The following is a 19723-nucleotide window of genomic DNA, read 5'->3' on the forward strand; positions in this document are numbered from 1 at the left end:
TCCATGCTGGATCCTTTTCAGTGGATTTATGGACAGGTCTACCTCTCCGATCCATTGTAAAGGATTTTTTTGTGTCCGTTCCCAGATAAAACAGAAGATTTTGAATGTTTAGAGAACATTAATGCAACGCTAGTGATACGCTCTATATCTTTTTATTAAAGTATTGCGTCGAGGAATTGTAGCCTTAGAAATATACATTGATGAAAAGCTTAATAAATGAGGAGAAACAATGAGAAATGCTCTAAAGTGGGTTGTAGGAGCGGTCGGCGCCATCATTCTAATCTCAATTTTAACTTGTCCCAATGAAGCTGATTATTATAAATGGCTTTCAAAGGAATACAACATAATATGTGTGAATACGGGTTTTGGCGATGAATGCAGGGAACGAGGGGCAGAAATTGAATGGAAATCTAGAGCCGTTAAAAGTGCATGGGTATTTATGAGTGTAAAAGAGGAATACATTCAAGCGAATACGGATTATCAAATTCAGGCTGTAGGGGTATTCAACCATTTTTTTGATTATTCCAAGATCAGTGTGTACGACTAAGGGGGGATGACCCTAATGATTAAAGCGGTTCTATTCGACTTATTTGAAACTTTGATAACTGAATTCTCGGATGGAAAACGATTGTCGAAAAGAGATTACAATTATCAAGCCCTGCTTGGGCTTTCGGATGAAGAGTTCCAAAAGGAATGGCAGAGCCGCAGCAAGGATCGAATGACGGGCCGATTCCCTGACTACCCCTCCGTAATAAAAGATATAATAGCTAAACGAGAGCTTGAACATAACGATCATGCAATCCAACATCTTTACCAAAAAAGAATGGAAGAGAAGATGCTTCCGTTTAGGAATATTGGACCTGAAGTGATCCATTTGTTAACCTCATTAAAAAATAATAAACTTAAGTTGGGTTTAGTGAGTAATTGTACGGAGGAAGAAATAAGCGAATGGCGTCATAGTGAGCTTGCTCCTTATTTTGATGAAGTTATTTTTTCGTACGAGGTGGGGTTTGCTAAGCCAGATCCGAGAATTTACGAGCTTGCTTGTCATCGGCTGAAGGTCGAACCGAGTGAAGCGATCTTTATCGGAGATGGCGGGTCACAGGAGTTGGAAGGGGCCCATGGGGCTGGCCTGATGGCGTACCAAGCGGTATGGTTCAGTTCCTTTATCGATAGCAAGTTCACGAAGCTTGTTAACCCTTCGGATGTTTTATCTGGCGATTTATTTTCAAGTTAGAGGAGAACAGATGAATGATCAACAATTTGTATGAAACACATATCCAGGTGAAAAATCTTGAAACATCAATCCAATTCTACAAAACCCTGGGTTTAGAATTATGCAATTTGATTGAATCGCGGAGAGTCGCGTTTTTCTATATCGGGGAAAACAAACAATTATTGGGAGTTTGGGAAGTTCCAAGTGGACAAGAAGTAATGAAACGTCATTTTGCTTTCGGAACGGATTTAGACCAATTGTTGAAGTCGATTGAATGGTTAAAAGAAAGAGGAATAGAACCTCTCGAAAAATTTGGCAAGGAACCCGTTGAACCGATTGTCCATCCTTGGATGCCGGCAGCAGCGGTATATTTTTATGACCCGGACGGGAATGAATTGGAGTTCATCTCATGGCTTCAAGGCAGTCCGCAAAATACGGGAGAAATGCCTTACCTAAGTGAATGGATTGAAAATAACAACAAAACGATTCAATAAATTTACATCAAAATGCTCCCGTTTGGCCCTCAAGCCACGCGGGAGCATCGTTTCTTATGGCATAAGAAGCCTGCTTTCAGACTAGCTGCAGTCTCAAATAAATTTCCGGCTTGTCTTTTTGCCATCGCAGCTGAAGACGATTTTTTTGTCCTCAACGACGGTTTCCAGATGCACCGGCTTACCCCAGAGATTCACGACATGAGGGAGGGTGCGCTCCACATACTTGAGATCCAGCTCAACGCCCTCGTACTGATGTCCAAGGTACAGCTCACCAACACGATTGAAATCTCCATTCAGCACTTCCAGTACCGGGAAGCCGCCGTTTACACGGGAGTAGACGAGCTGTTCGCGGATGTTCTTCCACGTTTTGTCGGTAATTTTCCACTCGGGGCCCTTCTTCTCAAAAATGTACAAGTCCAAGTCTTCGACTAGCGGCTTGGTCAAGTAATTCCGCAGGAACGAGGTGTCGGAATCGAGTTCGCGCACCTCGAAGATTTTCTCGCGGCCACGCCCTGGCTTATGGCCGAAGCGGCGCTGATCCTCTTCGTTTGGCTCATCCCAACGTTTTTCGATATTCTCAAAAATTTTCAGCCCAAGATAATACGGGTTTAGGCTGCCACGGCCCGGCACGACAACGGAGGCGTTGAGCTTGGCGAATTCAATTGTTTCTTCGCTTGTTAGGTCCATTTCACGGAGGATGCGCTGATGCCAGTAGGAAGCCCAGCCCTCGTTCATGATTTTCGTCTCGATCTGCGGCCAGAAGTAAAGCATTTCCTCGCGCAGCATGGTCATGATGTCTCGCTGCCAGTCCTGCATGGTGGAGCTATTTTCTTCAATGAACCAGACAAGATCCTTTTCTGGTCGGAGCGGGAAACGCTGAGGGTCGGGTTGCACATCTTGATCTTTTAATCCATTTTTCTCAAGCGACCACAGGTCGTCATAATCCCCTACACGCGGCTCCTCGGCGCTCTCGGCTTCCTTTTGAAGGAACTCGTGGCGGCGTGATTTGTCCAGTTGGCGCGGTTTGACCAGTCCGGGATCAATATGCTCCTGGATGGCCAGAACAGAGTCGATGAAAGACTCGACAGTCTCCGTGCCGTATAGCATTTCGTACTGGCTTACGCGTTCAGCGGTAGCGGACATGCTCTCGACCATGTCGCGATTCGTATTACGGAAGCGGGCATTGTTCTTGAAAAAGTCGCAGTGGGCAAGCACATGGGCAACGATGAGTTTGTTCTGGATAAGCGAGTTGCCGTCGAGCAGGAAAGCGTAGCAGGGGTTGGAGTTAATGACCAGCTCGTAGATTTTACTGAGGCCGAGATCGTACTGCATCTTCATTTTATTGAATGATTTTCCAAAACTCCAATGAGAAAAGCGGGTCGGCATGCCATAGGCGCCGAACGTATAAATGATGTCTGCAGGGCAGATCTCGTAGCGCATCGGGTAGAAGTCCAGGCCAAAGCCGACGGCAATCTCCGTAATTTCATCGATCGCCCGCTCCAGCTGGCGGATCTCGTCCTGGGTCATATGCTCAATCCCTCCGTGCAAAAGTTAAGGTTCATACCCAATGTATGCGCTGCTGGACGGGACTATGAGAGGTAACTTCTTTGAAAGGCAAACAGGTTGTCTGAATGGATAGCATGTATGACGTTGAAGACACAGATGACAATAACGAGCAATATAAATAGAATTAAAATAACGCCGATTCCTGAGCCTTGAAAGTTACAGAGCTGCGAGCGGAGGCTTTAAAGGAATATTTCCGAGTGCTTAAGCCAGGCGGCACATGCATTTTGACCCAATATATCGTTCCAGAAGGCGCAATGGCCGATGCACGGGATGAGCATTTTAATGAAAGTCCCGCGGCTTCGTTTGATATTTTGGAAGAGGGAGATATGAGGATGATTCTAAACATGGCGGGTCTGGATACCTTTGTTTAATCAAGATGAAAAAGGGAGAGGTGTGAAGGTTATGGCTATTCAAGCCGTGCTTTTTGATCTGGATAATACTCTTGTCAATCGCAAAAAGGCGTTTCAAAATTATGCGGAGCGGTTTGTCGATGAATTTGTTTTGGTAGTGGACTCAAGAAATAGAGTTCAGGTTGTGGAGTATATCATTCAGGCAGATCGGGACGGGTATCGTAAAAAACGCGAGTTGTATGAAGAACTTTTGACGGAATTTACGATGAAAAATCCAGTGACAGCCGATACTCTTGTAGATTACTGGTTTGCGGAGTTTTTTAAACATACGGTCGTGATGGACGGAGCACTGGAGCTGTTAGAGCAGCTGAGATCAAAGGAGATCAAGCTTGGGTTAATTACGAACGGCTCCGTACATTCGCAAAACTCCAAAATTGATCAGGTTCAGCTCCGGAGTTATTTTGATGCCGTTATTGTGTCCGATGAGGTACAGTTGAAAAAGCCCGATCCTAAAATTTTCGAGCTGGCATTGGAGCGGTTAGGGGTAACGGCAGCGAGCAGTATATACATCGGTGATCATCCCCGCAATGATGTTACAGGGGCAAAAAGCGCAGGTTTAGGTACAATTTGGCTCCGGGGCGCGGAGGAATGGGATGAAGCGTTGGAAAAACCGAACTTTATGATCCGGGAGCTTAATGAGATAAGAAAGATAGTAGAAGAGCTTGGGTAATATCCGCTCGTCGGATTCTATGCAGGTTTTTTGTGGTTTTTCATAAAGACATTGGAATTGTTTAGCGGTAAAAAGACTCGTCTCATCGATGTCATGCAATTGTTCCGACTTTAGATGCCGGTTAAAATATAGAGGCATTAATGTGAAATTACATCATGGGGGTTCTTTGATGGGGACTAAATTTGGAAATATGCATGTGATAACAAGCGATAAACAAGCGGTGTTAACAGCGCTTAAGGAAGTGAATGCCGAGCGTTCAGAAAGTACAGGCGGCTCTACCAAGGGGCTTACCGGATTCGAGGCCATATTGGCTGAAGCGGAACGCCTTCGGAACGTTTATTATATCGTTGAGCTCAAACCAGGATGGATAAGTATTTTAAACGACAGCTTTGAATGGGGAACTGTCGAACTGATTGGAGAATACCTTTCCGAGTTCATTAATGAGCCTGTTTTAACGGTATCGTATTTTGACGATGATGTGGCTGAGATTAATCTCTATAGGAACGGTTCGCTCCTCACCGGGCATATTTGGAGCAACGGCACTTATGAATTAGATGAAAAAGAAGCCGACACCAGCTTTCTTTCGCAGCATTTGGGTCATCACTATCTATCCAAGCTTAATGAGATTTTACATATGGATGATTGCGAAGAAGCCATAACGGCACTTGAGGAGCTTCTGAAGGTTCCGCTTTGGATTCATTCGGAATGGCTTCAAGGCATGGAGAAAGAGGAAGAAGAGTGGGTTCAACATTATGAGCGGCATGATTTCAATTAGTTACGACATGCGGAAGCGTTTCAGATCCAGCTCAACGCCCTCGTATTTATGTCCCCAATAAAGCTCGCCAACGCGGTTGGACGGGACTATGAGCGGGGAAGAGTACAATCATACTCCAGTCTCTAGATCTCCGATATTGTCATTGTTTAGCCCCATTATGGTACAATTCAAAGACAAGTAATGTGCTGTCGGAGTCATGTTATTAAAGTCTAAGGAGGGTGAGATTATGCAATTTAGTCTGAAAGCTCCCGACGGTTCGGTTATTAAGTCGTATCATAAAAATCGTAGAGAATTTATTCAAATAGCTGGCATGGAATACGAAATTTATAATCCGGTCAATGAGTTTGATACCGACCCGGAAATTAGACAAATGATTGAGGAATCCGAAGAAGACATCAAGCACGGCAGAGTATATTCAACAGAAGAAATGATTGAAGCGATAAAGCGTGGTGAGCTGTAATTGATTGTTCAATGGACCGAGGCGGCTCGTCGTCGATTCCATCAAATCAAGAGCGATCATTACACTCAACAGGAAACGATGGAATACAAGATCAAGCTGATCAAGCGAGTGGAAGAGAAGGTCGTCAGCATGGGAATGATCTTGCCTTCGCGTGAGTACCGGAATACTTTCTATTGCATCGTCGATCGATATGTCGTGTCCTATAAAGTACTGGATAATGGTGAGCGATATGTCATCACGTCATTCAAGCACGGCGCGATGAAACGCAATCTCCAATATTGAACCACTTCAATCGGTTTCTGATGATGCCGTTTTTTACTAATATGATACGCAAAATCTGGAGGAGGTCGATCATCGTGTCAAATCCGGATGAGAAGAAAATCCACACCTATCAAGATTGGCTGACCTGGGACGGAACGTGGGAGTTAATTAACGGCAAAGCCTATAATATGTCGCTGGCTCCGACTTCATTGCATCAATTTATTGTTGGAGAGCTTTATTTCACCCTACGGACGTTCTTTCAAAATCGGAGTTGCTATGTGTTTGTGGCTCCGTTTGATGTGCTGTTCAGTGAAAGTGAAGAGTATCAATCACCTGATCACGTCGCACAACCTGATCTTTCAGTTGTTTGTTCTAAGGACCAAATATCCAAAAACGGCTGTCATGGTGCGCCGACCATTATCATCGAAGTGCTGTCGCCTTCCACTGCATTGAAAGACTTTAATGAGAAGTTCAATTTATATCAAAAGCATGGGGTGCAGGAATATTGGATTGTTGATCCTGGGAATCGAACGGTTCATGTATATGCGCTGCAGGATGGCAGTTACCAGGTGCGTCATTTATATACGGAGCATGAAACGATCCAATCCATCGCTTTTAAAGATTTGCAAATGCCTATGAACACGCTGTTCAGCTTGGAACAATAGCATTTCCATGACGGGAATATAAATAGTTCAACAAAACCGATTCCATTGGAATCGGTTTTTTACCTCTTTCCAAAAAAAATGACCCACCGGCAAAAGCCGGGGGTCCAAGGTGTTTCTATATTCAAAGGGGGGTTGTTTAGAATTATACTGTCGCTTTCTTAATAGAGGCTGAAAAGGGCATGTCATTCCCATTACAAATTCTTTTGTTCGATAGAGAAGAGAAATATAGAAAAAATTGGCGCAATGAATTATAATATGCCTGTGGAGATTGGCGCAAATTATAGCTATAATTAGATGCCGATTTTCCGTTATTTGAAGCAAAGGCACTCATTTAACTATTGGAAGGGGGAATTTACTACAATCGGCCACGTGAATTACATTTTTAACAAGTAAAAATGTAAGCGATTACTTAAAAACGAGGAGGTTTACGATGAAGAAATCGGCTAAAGGATACAAGATTTTGGCCCAAACAATTTTGATGTTTGCTTTGATACTTGCCTTATTCCCACCTGTTGGCGCTCTTCCTCAGGCTGAAGCAGCTACCATTACGGTAGATGGCAGCGTCAGCGATTGGAGCGCTATTGGTACGCTCTCAACCAATTCCGGAACAGCTCAAACGTTGAAGGCTACGAATGATGGAACGAACTTATATTTGCTTGTTCAAGGCTCAGGCTTAAGTACAGTTACTGGAAGCTTCTGGCTGAATCGAGACAATAATACAGCCACCGGTTATCAAGCTTCGGGTTGGGGAGCTACAGGAATTGAATGGCTTCTCGAAAACAGCGGTTTATACAACTACACCGGCACGGGAAGCAATTGGAGCTGGCCCGCAACTCCGGTACTCTCACTCTCCTCCTCGCAATTTTTCCGCAGCGCTTCTATTATTGAAGTGGCAATTCCTTTGTCCTCTTTGCAAATTAGTGCAGGAAATACCATTAGACTTGGTTATATCGACAACAACTCGGCAACGAATAGGCTGCCTGCGGCAAGCCAGACGCTCCCAGCTTATGTCCTCACAGGCGGCAGCACGGGCGGCGGGACAACGACGACTACTTATCCTGTCGAGCTGAACAGCACTTTGAATAATCCGTTCAAAGGCTGGGCGCCTTCAGCGAAATCGACTAGTTACCCGCAGCAAATCAAGCTTGTTTATGCAGGTGTGACCTGGAGAGAGCTCGAGTCGACGAAGGGCACCTATAATTTTGCAGCCATTGAACAAACGAATAATTTTGCTTATTGGAAGAGCATAGGCGTTAAAGTCGTATTTCGATTTATTTTGGATAGCCCTACAGGCACGGCGCACCGTGATATTCCCGATTGGTTATACAATGAAATGGTTGCTGCAGGGGAATCACCTGGAACGGCTTATAACGATACAACCGGCGGTATGGGAACGGGAAACAACATGGGATTCTCCCCGAATTACAGCTCTTCTAACTTGATACAACGACATAAGCTGGCTATCGATGCAATCGCAGCTCGCTATAATACGAATGATCGTCCAGTGGCTTTCGTTCAAATCGGCTCACTAGGACATTGGGGTGAATTCCACACCTGGCCTTATGTCGGGCCAAGCGGCCAAACGAATTATACGGGAGTTTTTCCTCCAAACGCGATTTCGAATCAATACATTCAGCATTATATCGATGCCTTCGCGGGCAAGGAAGATAAGATGCAGGTGCTGATCCGGCGCAGCGTTGCGCTAGCCAAGACCAATAACAAAGGCATGGTCATGGGGATGTTCAACGATGTTTTTGGACATAAAGATAGCTTTGATGCATCTTGGGGATGGTATACAGGAACGCAGAATGGCTACACGGATGATATCGGACAAGTCCAGCCTGCGCACGCGAACTTCTGGGAATCTCGCATCTCTGGAGGGGAATTCTACAGTGGTGCATCCGGCATGAATGCGGCTTTGACCACCGGTGCAGGATTTACGGAGACGATGCGTCAAACCGAGTTAAGCAAGGTAAGCTGGTTAGGCCCTAATTCACCAGCCTCCTTGTCCCTCGGCAACTCTCTTCAAGCGAACATGGATACTTTGAAAAAGAGAATGGGTTATCACTTTGTTCTAAGGGAAGTTACACGCCCTACTACAATAACAGGCAGCACATTCAATGTAACCGTCAAAGTTGAAAATAAGGGCGTTCAGCATTTCCCGTTCAACTGGCCAGTTGAAATTCAGCTTCGCAGCGGAAATACTGTCGTTGCTAAAAAAGTAACCACCGTTGATCTAAGAACTTGGAAAACGGGAAATTATACGATTACCGATTCCATTCCAGTCTCATCCCTTGCAGCTGGAACGTATGATCTAGCGATAGCTATAATCAATCCAGAAACCAATACGCCGGGAGTCGATTTTGCTAATACGGACAGGCTTTCGGATGGTGCTTTCAAACTGGGCAGCGTAACGAAATAAATTTTTTAATGTAGGAAATAGTATAGGAACAAATAACGGGCGGTCGCTTTTCGGTATTTTACCGAAAGCGATTGCCTGTTTTGTTGGATATATAAAAACTCACTTGAAGGGGAAGGATGAACTACGAACCTAAAGTGGATGAATTACTTTTTAATTGAATTAAATTTGAAACATTCACAATTTGAGGAGGTCTACATTGAGTAAATCAGTTAGTTCTAACAAGATGTTTATCGTGCTTTTCGTAGTAATCGCCATGGTGGTTTCGTTATTTCCGCCGATTGGAGACCTACCGAGGGCTGATGCGGCAACAATTAAGGTAGATGGAAACGTAAGCGATTGGAGTGGCATCAATGCGCTTACAACCCACACAGGTACAGCTCAGAGCTTGAAAGTAACCAATGACGACAAGAACCTGTATCTGCTCGTCGAAGGTGCAGGCCTAAGCACGGCAACAGGACATTTCTGGTTGGATACAGACAATAATCCAGCAACAGGTTACTTGACTTCGGGTTGGGGAACTAATGGTGTTGAATGGATGATCGAAAACAACACCCTATACAACTACGCCGGTGACGGAACTTCGTGGAACTGGAATGAAATTGCTAAGCTTACTCCCGAGCAATTTTTCCGAAGCGCTTCCGTTGTTGAAGTGCTCATTCCTTTGGCCACTTTGAAAATTGGAGTAGGAAGCAAAATCAAAGCAGGTTATATCGACAACAACTCCGCAACGAATAGGCTTCCGGCAGCGGACCAAACGCTTCCGGAATATGTTCTGACTACTGAAGCTAAGGCTCCTGGAGCAGTTACGACAGTTACTTCTAATCCTGTAGAGTTGGACAGTCCATTGAACAATCCATTTAAAGGCTGGGCGCCTTCTGCTAAGACAACATCCTACCCACAGCCAGTTAAGCTCGTTTATGCAGGTGTGACCTGGAAAGAGCTTGAGCCAACCAAAGGCAAATTTGATTTTGCTGCGATTGAAGCTAAAAATAATTTTGCTCACTGGAAAACTAAAGGCGTCAAAGTAGTATTCAGACTTATTTTGGACAGCCCAACAGGCGAAGCACATCGTGATATTCCTGATTGGCTTTATGACGAAATGGCTGCTGCAGGTGAAAACCCAGGAACGGTATACAATGATCCGACCGGACGTATGGGTGCTGGGAACAATATGGGCTTCTCGCCTAATTACAGCGCGCCTTCCGTAATAGCCGGCCATAAAAAGGTCGTTGAAGCAATCGCAAATCGTTATAACACGAATGTTCGTCCTGTAGCGTTCGTGCAAATCGGCTCTTTGGGTCATTGGGGTGAGTTCCACACATGGCCTTACACCAAAACTGCCGATAGCACAGAGAATGTAAACTTCACAGGAGCTTTCCCGCCTCTTAATGTGTCGAATCAATTTGTTCAACATTATATCGATGCCTTTGCAGGCAAAGAAGATAAAATGCAGGTATTGATCCGCCGCAGCATGGCTTTGGCCACCGAGAATAATAAAGGTATGAAGCTTGGAATGTTCAACGATGTATTTGGAGACAAGCCTAGCTTCGATGCTGACTGGGGCTGGTATACAGGTACGCAAAATGGCTATTGGGATGATCTTGGGCAGAAGCAGCCTGGAAATCCTAACTTCTGGGAAAGCCGTATTTCGGCCGGTGAATTTTATAGCGGAGAATTTGGCATGAAGGCTTCACTGACTTCAGGAGCCGGCTTTGACGAGACTATGCGTCAAACGGAGATGAGCAAAGTAAGCTGGCTCGGTCCGAATTCACCTGCTCCATTAGCGGTTGGCAATGAGCTGCAAGCCAATATCGATAAGCTTAAGAAAAGAATGGGATATCACTTTGTGTTGAAGGAAGTCACGCATCCTTCTGCAATTACGGGCAACTCATTCGAAGTTAAGCTTACCGTTGAAAATAAAGGCGTACAGCATTTCCCGTTCAACTGGCCGCTTGAAATTCAGCTTCGCAAAGGCGATACTATCGTTGCGAAAAAACAACCGAAAGTTGACTTGAGAACGTGGAAAACAGGAACCTATACGATTACGGAGTCAATTCCTGTCTCTTCGCTCGCTCCTGGTAAGTACGACTTGTCTGTCGCGATTGTTAATCCGGAAACGAAACGCGCAGGAGTGGACTTTGCCAATAAGATCTACAGATATTCGTTCGGGGCTTATAAGCTGGCCAGCGGATTAGAGAAGAAATAAGTAAAAGGGCGATTGCTCCCCCGTGTTTACTCGGGAGCAATCGCCACTTTTTTTGTTACGACAAAAAAAGTGACCCGCCGGCTTAAAGCCGGGGGTCCAAGGTGTTTCTATATTCAAAGGGGGGTCATGTGTCTATTATAAAGCTCTTTTCTTAAAACAATCTGAAAAGGACATGTCAATGCCATTACAAAACATTACAGAAGTTTTTTATTGCGCTGGCGCGACTCCGGTTACCTTTTTGAAATGCCTATAAAAATGCGCGGTATCCCAGTATCCTACGGCTTCAGCAATTGCCCCTGTTTTCAAGGCTGTCGTCCGCACAGAAATTGACGAGTGAAAAAGAACAAAGCGAAATGCTTGGGGCCGTTCCAAAAGTCACGTTAGATGACTTCGGGACGGTCCCTTTATTATTTTGACCAGTCAGTACAATAATACAAAAAGGGGCCGTCCCAATAGTCGTCGTTAGATGTGTAGTGTCGAATCCTGTCAGAGGTTAAATGTTTAAGATAGAATGTTTAGGTACAAAAGTTATTTACAGCATTTGATGGCGGGTGTAAGATACAACATGGTTCCTGCTCTTCTGGGGAATAATGCTTGAAAAAGGGGAAGAGCAAACATGATCGCAAACCGCATGAAACGCCTGCTCATCGGACGACCGATGAAGAGCAAGGAGCTGGAAGGGGAAAAGCTTGGCAGGTTAAAGGCTCTCGCCATCCTATCTTCTGATGCGCTTTCCTCTGTCGCTTATGGCACCGAGCAGATTCTGATCGCGCTGATGGTCGTTGGTTTCGCGGCAGTGTGGTACAGCATCCCTATCTCGATCGCGGTGCTGGGGCTGCTGCTCATCCTGATCCTCTCCTATCGCCAGACGATATTCGCCTATCCGATGGGCGGAGGAGCTTACATCGTAGCTAAAAACAATCTGGGCACGACAACCGGGCTACTTGCTGGCGGATCGCTGCTGATCGATTATATTCTGACCGTAGCGGTCAGCGCTTCGGCAGGAACAGATGCGATTACATCCGCATTTCCATCACTGCATGACAACCGTATTTTGATTGCAACTCTTGTCATTCTGTTTCTGACGTTGATGAATTTGCGCGGCGTCACGGAGTCGGCCTCGGTGCTGGCAATCCCGATCTACCTGTTTGTTATCTCGATTTTTGTCCTGATTATATCCGGTACGATCCGCTACTTCACGGGAGGCGCTCACCCCAATATTCCTGAGATAGGAACTACGGTAAGCAACGTCAGCTTGTTCCTGCTGCTGAAGGCGTTCAGCTCCGGCTGTTCGGCGCTTACTGGCGTCGAGGCGGTATCCAACGCAATTCCGAACTTCAAAAAGCCTGCTGACAAAAATGCGGCCGCGACGCTAGTTATGATGGGCGTCATACTCGGCAGCATGTTCCTTGGCATCAGCTTGCTGGCTTATTGGTACGGAATTACGCCACGTCTTGAGGAAACGGTCGTATCGCAGATCGCCGCATCAACATTCGGCAGGGGCTTTATGTATTATTTCATCCAAGGCGTAACGGCGCTCATTCTGTTCCTGGCCGCCAATACAGCTTACTCAGCCTTCCCTCTGCTGGCATTCATGCTTGCTAAGGACAAATATATGCCGCATGCGTTCATGGTTCGCGGAGATCGACTCGGCTTCTCAAACGGCATTATTTTCCTCGCGATATTTTCAATCGTGCTTGTTGTGATCTTTGGAGGTCATACCGAAAATCTGATTCCGATGTATGCAGTTGGCGTGTTCATTCCGTTCACGCTGTCCCAGCTCGGGATGATGATCCGCTGGATGCGATTGAAACCTAAAGGTTGGGGCGGCAAGTTTGCGATTAACACGGTGGGCATGCTTACTACGCTCAGCATTACGCTGATTTTCATTTTCACCAAGTTTTCTCAGGTGTGGCTCGTATTCATCTTCTTGCCGGTTGTCATGCTGCTGTTCCTCCGGATCAATCGCCACTATGTTAAGGTCGCTGACGAGCTGCGAATTGATCTGGCAACCGATAAACCGGTCATTAAAGGCAGCACGGTCGTCGTTCCGGTCGCTGGAATAACCCGCGTGGTGAACAACTCGATCGGCTATGCCAAATCACTGACCGATAATGTTGTTGCAGTTTATGTTGGATTCGATGATGAGTCGATTGAGCGGATGGAAGCCAAATGGGAGGAATGGAATCCCGGCGTGCGCTTAATCGTGCTGCGCTCTAGCTATCGCAGCATCACCCGGCCGCTGCTCAAGTTCATTGACACCGTCGAATGGAAAACGGCAGATACGGACCATATTACCATTCTCATTCCGCAGTTCGTGACCAAGCATTGGTGGCAGCATATTTTGCACAATCAGACGGGTCTGCTGCTCCGTACGTTCCTGTTTAACCGCAAGGATATTGTTATTGCGACCGTGCCGTATCATTTGAAACATTAAAGCATTCTCTGGGCTATGTCTTGCCATTGCTTACTTTTTGTATTAAGCTAACTATAAGTAATTAATAGCCGGCTGAATTTAACCGATAATAGACAACGAAGAAAGCCCGCTTAAACAGGAGGATGATGAAAATGGAAAAGCAGCATATATCGATAGATCCCGGCGTGAGCATCGGCAAAGTTAGATTAAAGGTGACGGAGCTGGAGCGCTCGATCCGCTATTACCGGGATATTCTTGGTTTTCAAGTACTTAGCCGCACAGATGGCGAGGCGATATTGGGAGCTGCCGATGCGGAGCCGCTTGTCGAGCTGGAGGAAAGGCCGGATGCAGCTTCCGTTGATCGGCGCTCGGCCGCAGGACTTTATCATTTTGCTGTGCTTATGCCGGATCGGCGCTCGCTTGGCCTTGTGTTGCGCAACATGTCGGAGGCAGGGCTTCATATCGGCCAGGGCGATCACGGGGTGAGCGAGGCTCTTTATATTACAGATCCAGATGGCAACGGCATCGAGATTTACCGTGACCGCCCGCGCTCCGAGTGGAAATATGACCTTGGAGGCAATGTGAAGATGGGGTCAGATCCAGTTGACGTCAAAGGTTTGCTGGAGCTAGCAGAAGGCCATGAATGGAAGGGACTCCCGGCAGGGACGATTATTGGGCATGTTCATTTTCATGTGGCGGATCTGCAAACCTCTTACAACTTCTATGGCGGGCTGATGGGCTTCGACATGGCGTTAGACGCCTCGCAGCAAATGGGAGCGTTGTTCATTTCGGCAGGGGGCTATCATCATCATATCGGGCTGAACATTTGGGCCGGGCAAGGTGCCCGTCATCCTAAAGAGAATTCTGTAGGGCTGCGCTACGGCACAATTTTATTCCCGAGTGACGAAGCGAGAGGGATCACTGTGGGAAGGCTGCGCGAAGGCGGTGTGGAGGTTCGCGAGGTCGAGGGTGACCTTGAAGTTACCGATCCGTCCGGCGTTACTCTGCGATTGTCGTTGAAACAAGCGGGATCTGTGGTATAATTCGCGCACAAGTCCATTTGTTGATGGAGCAATTGAGGGAGGTATCAGCAGCCTATGGCCAAAAAGAATCGCGGAAGAGCACCAGAGCCGCGTGCGGACGCAGCATCCAAGCCTGCCACGCTCAAAGATCTGCTGCCAGCCGAGCTGATAGATCGCCTGAAAAATCAGGCTGGTGATCTGAGAGCTGAGCAGGAGCGCGTCCGCGAAGCGGAGCGTAAGCGGGTCGAGGATGAGCGTAAGGCAGAGCAGAAGCGGAACGAGAGCAACATGGAGTATTTGCTGGACAACAGCAAGATGGATTGGAAGAAGTTTAAGTAAGAAACTATCAGAAAAGTCACGAAATTTGTGGTTGGGAGTGAGTCTCCCTGTTTCGCTCGGCTCATCGGTGGTAATAAAGATAGCGGACGCAGTAATCGCTACGGTGCTCCGGTGGAGCCCACCCGATTGAATCGAGCGAAATTAGAAAAGAGGTAAGCCGTCATCATGGACTTTAACTTAATTACGATTTGGAATGAAAAAGAGCATGTTCTTCCCGCAGGTGAAGGACTTTCCCCATATATGGATCAGCTTGAAGAGTTGGATCAGACACTGCAGGAAATGCGCGAATATGTGAATCGCTATCCTGAGGATGAGATGGGTGTGCTGCATCTGCAGCAATTCGAGCGTAAACGCGCCATACTGGCCGGACAGCTGATGGAAGTGGAAACGGCTATGCTGACATGCAGCATGGGTAACGGCGAGTTTGAAAGCTTGCAGCTGGCTTAAGACGCAGCAGTTAGCGAATAAAGAGGATGTCCCGAGGCATTTACAATGCTGAGGGACGTTTTTTTTGTGTTTAAAATATAAAAGCGGCTATCCAGGTCTATAAGTAAAGACCTGAACTACCGCTTCAACTCAGAGCAAGTTAACGTAATTAGTTAACTCGTTTTAGGGTTTCGGCCGTATTCATTATCATGCTCTTCGCCATCTAGACACATAAATACAGTTAAAACAATGATGCCAATCAGGGGGACGAAGCCGATCAAGTTCCACCAGCCAGTTCTTCCCGTATCATGTAGTCTGCGGACTGCAACAGATAAAGAGGGTACTAATAAGAACAAGGTGAAGAGAAATGATAGCAGGGACGGGATGCCGATAAGTGCTTCCAATACCGAGATGATAAATGTAAATATCGAGCTAAAAAGAATAAACATCCAATATTCCATACGTCTTGATCTGCCTGCAAATCCTGCATAATTTTTTATTGCTTTCAAAAACCATCCCATGAGCAAATAACTTCCCTTACCGTGAATTTTATCCTGATTGAGAATATCACGGAAGGAATTCCATTTATAGGACCAAATTATCCCATGATTCAATCTTTGTCGCCCTTGCCGCCGTAACGCTTCTGGTATTGCGAAAGTACGCGCAGCGGCCAGATGTAACGGCTGCTGTGATAATCCAAATAAACATGGCCGGGAAAGGCCCCGCCCGCAGGATAGCGGCTTCGCCAGTCGTTCGCTTTCAGCAGCGTGCAAAGACAGGCGATACCGCGCTCAATCTCACTCTGTGGAGCATGGGGATGAGCAAGCAGCCCCTCCAGCGCCCAAGCGGTCTGCGAAGGTGTACTGGCACCGAGTGCGCGATATTCTCCGGCCACATCGCTTGAGCAGGATTCGCCCCAGCCTCCGTCCCTGTTTTGCACGGATAACAGCCAGTTCATGCCTCTATACAACGGTGCGGCGCTTCGCTGCGCCTTGACTGCAAGCAGCCCGGTCATAGCCGCGCCTGTGCCATGCACATAACAAATGCCCCAACGTCCGAGCCAGCTTCCAGTTTGTGTCTGCCGTGTCAAAAGCCAATCGGCTGCCTTGGAGATGGTGTCCATCTCGGGATGGGAGCCGTCTTCCTCATTCAGCGCCACTGCCAGCCAGCCCGGTAACGGCGCCCCGAATTGGCTAGCCCACTGAAGCGTGCGTGCGGTGAGATCAACCGTTGGTGGATCGGTAAGGATCTGCGCACTCTGTTCGAACTGAATAAGGCCGATGAGCGAGCTTCCGGATTCCCGCTCAAAAGCTGGCCAGCCGCTGCTTCGGTTCTGCATCGACCATACCCATTTGCTGCCTCGTTCTTGTGCTTCGGGACTCCAATAGGGAGCATTGCCCGCCACGCGTTTCAACAGCAGTAGGGAGGCGGTGCTGTCGTCGACATCGGGATAACGAGTGTTGATATTGCTGAACCCCCAGCCGCCCGGTTTAACATTGGGATTGCGTCGTTTCCAATCTCCCTCGACCGTTTGTTGGCGCGCTGCTAAATAACGGGCCGCATTTTGCAGGGCGGGATGTGCTGTGGGCAACCCGCTCTCGTAGAGCGAGTTGCCGATCATCGCCGTGTCCCATACTGTAGAATCCGCGATTTGCAGATGAGAACGCTCCGACTGCGGGTGATGCCACACCAGGGAGCGGATGCCGTCGAGAGCTCGGGCAATCGTCTCATGCTCTGGCGGATAGCCGATTGACAGCAGTGCGGCAATCATGAGGATTGTTGCAGTTGAATAAGTAAGCAGCGTGCCATTCGGCTCGATGCGATCCAGCATATAACGTTCCGCCAGTTTCAACGTGGCGGGATAGAGCGGGGAGTGGCCGGTGGCTAACGCATTGACGATTCCGGCAAGTGGTTCCGGCATTAGCGGCGGCAGCCGGAAGCTTCTTTCTTCTCCGGCGACCAGCTCTTCCAGCTTGGGGAGCCGCCCTTTGCCGAGAGTGAAGCTTCCAGAGCTTAGCATAAGCACAGGTACGAGATGGGCGCGTGCATGGCCGGAAAGGTCGAAAAGATTGAGCGGCAACCACGAAGGAGCGAGCAGCGACTCCACCGGGATGCGCAGAGCGCGCGGCCATGGCAGCTGGCCGGTCATGGCGAGCAGCACTTGGGTCATCATTGCTCGGACTTCGCCGAGTCCACCCATGGAGAGGATATAACGTCTTGCTTTGACCATAGCGGGATCGCCGTAAACATAACTTCCGCTGGCGAGCAGGGCGTAGTAAGCCTCCACGCTGGATTCTAAATGCCCCTTCTGCTGATCGGCGTAGAGCCGCCACCCGCCATCCTCATGCTGGGCGGCGGCGATTCGCGCCGCTACCCGTCGGATCAGCTCGCGATCCCCCTCTTGGCGGCCGAGCGATTGGAGCAAAATAAGCAAAAACGCATCGCTCATTACTCCACTTTCGGCGCAGAGCCTCCAAGCTCCGTCACTGCTCTGCCCTTCTAGCAGTTCCTGCTGTAACATGGCCGCGCATGAAGCGGCATCCTGCAAGATGTCAGTCATTGATTAATGCACCTCCTCGTGGCCTCATGCCCTGCCGCTCTGCAGCCAATCCATCAAAGAGCTGCGCTGCTCCGCCGACTTGCTTAACAGTCTCGGGGAGAGCGCAGCTCTTTATTTACATATGAATAGAGGCTGCGTTCAGCGGCCAAGACATAGCGGGTTGGCGCGGCTCAGCTCAGGCGGTCGGCTTGGCGAAGAAACGTTTGAGAGCGTCGTAAACTTCGCCTTTGTCACGGATGACAGAATAGAGAAATTTTTTGTTTTGGATGTGTTTGTAGGCGGACATGAGTGTGCTGCTCCTGTTGTACTGGTTCACTTCGCCGTAGCCGAACAGATTAGAGCGCTTCATCAGTTCGTCGATCAGTTTGACGCATTTTTCATTGTCTGAGGTCAAGTTGTCACCGTCGGAGAAGTGAAAGGGATAGATGTTCCAGCTTGAGGTCGGATAGCGGCTATCGATAATATCAAGCGCTTTTTGGTAAGCGGAGGAGCAGATCGTACCGCCGCTTTCGCCGCGTGTGAAAAACTCCTCTTCCGTCACTTCCTTCGCTTCCGTATGGTGAGCGACAAATACGATTTCTACATGTTCATACTTGCGCCTTAGAAATTTTGTCATCCAGAAAAAGAAGCTGCGTGCGCAATATTTTTCAAAAGAGCCCATCGAGCCGCTCGTGTCCATGAGCGCCAGCACAACGGCGTTGGAATGAGGTTTCATGACCTCTTGCCACGTTTTGTAGCGGAGATCCTCCGGTGTGATGCCACCAATTCCTGGGCGCCCAATGCCAGCATTGCGCCGCAGGTTTTCCAGCAGCGTCCTTTTTTTGTCGATGTTGCTCATGATGCCTTTTTTGCGGATATCGTTGAAATCGATATCGGCGGCTTGCACATTCTCTTTTTGCTTCTGCTCCAGCCTAGGCAGTTCCATCTCCTCGAATAGCAGATCCTCCAGCTCATCCATCGTGACCTCGGTCTCGACGTAGTCCTCGCCAGCCTGGTCGCCAGCGTTTTTTCCTTTGCCGGGACCCTTAGCTGAGCTCGGATCTACACCGAGCACATCCCCCACCTGAGAGTCGCCGTCTCCTTGTCCGACATGCTGTTTCTTATTGTAGTTGTAGACGAAGCGAGACTCGTCGATGCTTTTCACCGGTATTTTCACGGTATCTTTGCCATTGGACAGGATAATGCTCTCATCGGTGACGATATCTTTCAGATTGTGCTTGATGGCATCGCGAACTTTCTGTTGATGCCGGGTCTGGTCCTGATAGCCTTTGCGGTGCAGGGACCAGTCCTCGCGCGATACGATGAACAACGGTTCCGTCATAGCCGCTCACCCCGCTTCGTTCGTTTTTCAGAGCCTGTTGGACCTGTTCTCCAATTATATTCAAAGGGGAGTGAATCAGACCCGAAGCGAGGGGGGAGAAGTGATAGTTAGGGTGAAATTGCCCCAATTAAGCCCAAATTAAGGAGGGCAGAATTAAACGAAAGTTGGGATAGATGAGCGTAAGAGTAAAGGTAGGGAATGGCGCTGTCAAACCACCCTTTAAAGAATAATCAATAAGTCATTGACAAAACATGAGAAAAACTTTACGATTCGATTACAATAATTGGCGCAAATAAATCTGCATAATAAGCATTAAAACCTGCAAATATCATTAAAGTTTGGGCCAAATTTTGTTAGAGAGATCAAACAGACGAGGTGATGCTCTTCTACGACAGCCCGGCTCATGCTTAAGCTCCATGATTCGCAGCACTGCAATCATGCCCCACCCACATTTTTCATTCGTGTTAAACATCACTTGTTCCACATTCCTTTCC

General features: G+C 47.7%; 20 protein-coding genes. 15 read left to right on the forward strand and 5 right to left on the reverse strand.

Features of this window, described 5'->3' with window-relative positions; genetic code table 11:
- Positions 1-229 precede the first annotated feature (229 nt).
- Genes CGZ75_RS00025 through CGZ75_RS00035 form a run of 3 tightly spaced genes read left to right on the forward strand, consistent with a single transcriptional unit; the run spans position 230 to position 1710 of the window.
- The gene (locus CGZ75_RS00025; RefSeq protein WP_089521956.1) at positions 230-547 is read left to right on the forward strand and encodes a hypothetical protein; all 318 of its coding nucleotides are present in this window, start codon (positions 230-232) and stop codon (positions 545-547) included.
- Between the two features lie 15 nt (positions 548-562).
- The gene (locus CGZ75_RS00030) at positions 563-1237 is read left to right on the forward strand and encodes an HAD family hydrolase (protein WP_245850645.1); all 675 of its coding nucleotides are present in this window, start codon (positions 563-565) and stop codon (positions 1235-1237) included.
- Positions 1238-1251: 14 nt separating this feature from the next.
- On the forward strand, positions 1252-1710 hold the full coding sequence (locus CGZ75_RS00035; RefSeq protein WP_089521962.1) for a VOC family protein: 459 nt from the start codon (positions 1252-1254) through the stop codon (positions 1708-1710).
- Between the two features lie 93 nt (positions 1711-1803).
- On the opposite strand, the gene CGZ75_RS00040 is transcribed toward CGZ75_RS00035, so the two are convergent.
- Positions 1804-3237, reverse strand: a complete 1434-nt coding sequence (locus tag CGZ75_RS00040) for a SpoVR family protein (protein ID WP_089521965.1) — start codon at positions 3235-3237, stop codon at positions 1804-1806.
- A 263-nt stretch (positions 3238-3500) separates the two neighbouring features.
- Between CGZ75_RS00040 and CGZ75_RS24285 the strand changes: the two genes are divergently transcribed.
- From CGZ75_RS24285 to CGZ75_RS00075, 8 genes are all read left to right on the forward strand, one after another.
- A complete protein-coding gene (locus CGZ75_RS24285; RefSeq protein WP_176444626.1) occupies positions 3501-3647 on the forward strand; it encodes a hypothetical protein in 147 nt (48 codons plus the stop codon).
- A gap of 31 nt (positions 3648-3678) precedes the next feature.
- Positions 3679-4356 (forward strand): HAD family hydrolase, encoded by a 678-nt coding sequence (locus CGZ75_RS00045; protein ID WP_089521968.1) that lies wholly within the window; start codon positions 3679-3681, stop codon positions 4354-4356.
- A 142-nt stretch (positions 4357-4498) separates the two neighbouring features.
- Positions 4499-5131 (forward strand): hypothetical protein, encoded by a 633-nt coding sequence (locus CGZ75_RS00050; RefSeq protein ID WP_141136610.1) that lies wholly within the window; start codon positions 4499-4501, stop codon positions 5129-5131.
- A gap of 226 nt (positions 5132-5357) precedes the next feature.
- Entirely contained in the window at positions 5358-5591 is a 234-nt protein-coding gene (locus tag CGZ75_RS00055) for a hypothetical protein (RefSeq protein WP_089521974.1), read from the forward strand.
- On the forward strand, positions 5592-5873 hold the full coding sequence (locus CGZ75_RS00060) for a type II toxin-antitoxin system RelE/ParE family toxin (RefSeq protein WP_089521977.1): 282 nt from the start codon (positions 5592-5594) through the stop codon (positions 5871-5873).
- Positions 5874-5947: 74 nt separating this feature from the next.
- Positions 5948-6517: a Uma2 family endonuclease gene (locus CGZ75_RS00065; RefSeq protein WP_425436401.1), complete on the forward strand. Its 570-nt coding sequence runs from the start codon at positions 5948-5950 to the stop codon at positions 6515-6517.
- A 430-nt stretch (positions 6518-6947) separates the two neighbouring features.
- Positions 6948-8939, forward strand: a complete 1992-nt coding sequence (locus tag CGZ75_RS00070) for a DUF4832 domain-containing protein (RefSeq protein ID WP_089521981.1) — start codon at positions 6948-6950, stop codon at positions 8937-8939.
- A gap of 196 nt (positions 8940-9135) precedes the next feature.
- Positions 9136-11145 carry a DUF4832 domain-containing protein gene (locus CGZ75_RS00075; protein WP_245850646.1) on the forward strand — a complete coding sequence of 670 codons (2010 nt, stop codon included), beginning with the start codon at positions 9136-9138 and terminating at the stop codon, positions 11143-11145.
- A 207-nt stretch (positions 11146-11352) separates the two neighbouring features.
- Here the strand turns inward: CGZ75_RS00075 and CGZ75_RS26405 are convergent, their stop codons facing one another.
- The gene (locus CGZ75_RS26405; protein ID WP_425436402.1) at positions 11353-11466 is read right to left on the reverse strand and encodes a helix-turn-helix domain-containing protein; all 114 of its coding nucleotides are present in this window, start codon (positions 11464-11466) and stop codon (positions 11353-11355) included.
- Between the two features lie 295 nt (positions 11467-11761).
- Between CGZ75_RS26405 and CGZ75_RS00085 the strand changes: the two genes are divergently transcribed.
- The 4 genes from CGZ75_RS00085 to CGZ75_RS00100 all read left to right on the forward strand — a co-directional run bounded on the left by CGZ75_RS00085 (position 11762) and on the right by CGZ75_RS00100 (position 15369).
- Complete coding sequence (locus tag CGZ75_RS00085) at positions 11762-13582, forward strand: APC family permease (protein ID WP_425436403.1); 1821 nt, start codon at positions 11762-11764, stop codon at positions 13580-13582.
- A 131-nt stretch (positions 13583-13713) separates the two neighbouring features.
- Entirely contained in the window at positions 13714-14604 is an 891-nt protein-coding gene (locus CGZ75_RS00090) for a VOC family protein (protein ID WP_089521989.1), read from the forward strand.
- A gap of 54 nt (positions 14605-14658) precedes the next feature.
- On the forward strand, positions 14659-14922 hold the full coding sequence (locus CGZ75_RS00095; RefSeq protein WP_089521992.1) for a YqkE family protein: 264 nt from the start codon (positions 14659-14661) through the stop codon (positions 14920-14922).
- 165 nt (positions 14923-15087) lie between these two features.
- Positions 15088-15369 (forward strand): hypothetical protein, encoded by a 282-nt coding sequence (locus CGZ75_RS00100; protein ID WP_089521995.1) that lies wholly within the window; start codon positions 15088-15090, stop codon positions 15367-15369.
- A gap of 152 nt (positions 15370-15521) precedes the next feature.
- Here the strand turns inward: CGZ75_RS00100 and CGZ75_RS00105 are convergent, their stop codons facing one another.
- From CGZ75_RS00105 to yhbH, 3 genes are all read right to left on the reverse strand, one after another.
- Positions 15522-15869, reverse strand: coding sequence for a DUF805 domain-containing protein (locus CGZ75_RS00105; RefSeq protein WP_089524477.1), 348 nt, complete (start codon positions 15867-15869; stop codon positions 15522-15524).
- An 89-nt stretch (positions 15870-15958) separates the two neighbouring features.
- Positions 15959-17908 carry a prenyltransferase/squalene oxidase repeat-containing protein gene (locus CGZ75_RS00110; RefSeq protein WP_089521997.1) on the reverse strand — a complete coding sequence of 650 codons (1950 nt, stop codon included), beginning with the start codon at positions 17906-17908 and terminating at the stop codon, positions 15959-15961.
- A gap of 175 nt (positions 17909-18083) precedes the next feature.
- A complete protein-coding gene (yhbH, locus tag CGZ75_RS00115) occupies positions 18084-19229 on the reverse strand; it encodes a sporulation protein YhbH (RefSeq protein WP_089522000.1) in 1146 nt (381 codons plus the stop codon).
- Positions 19230-19723: the final 494 nt, after the last annotated feature.

The organism is Paenibacillus herberti (assembly GCF_002233675.1).
Classification (GTDB): domain Bacteria; phylum Bacillota; class Bacilli; order Paenibacillales; family Paenibacillaceae; genus Paenibacillus_O; species Paenibacillus_O herberti.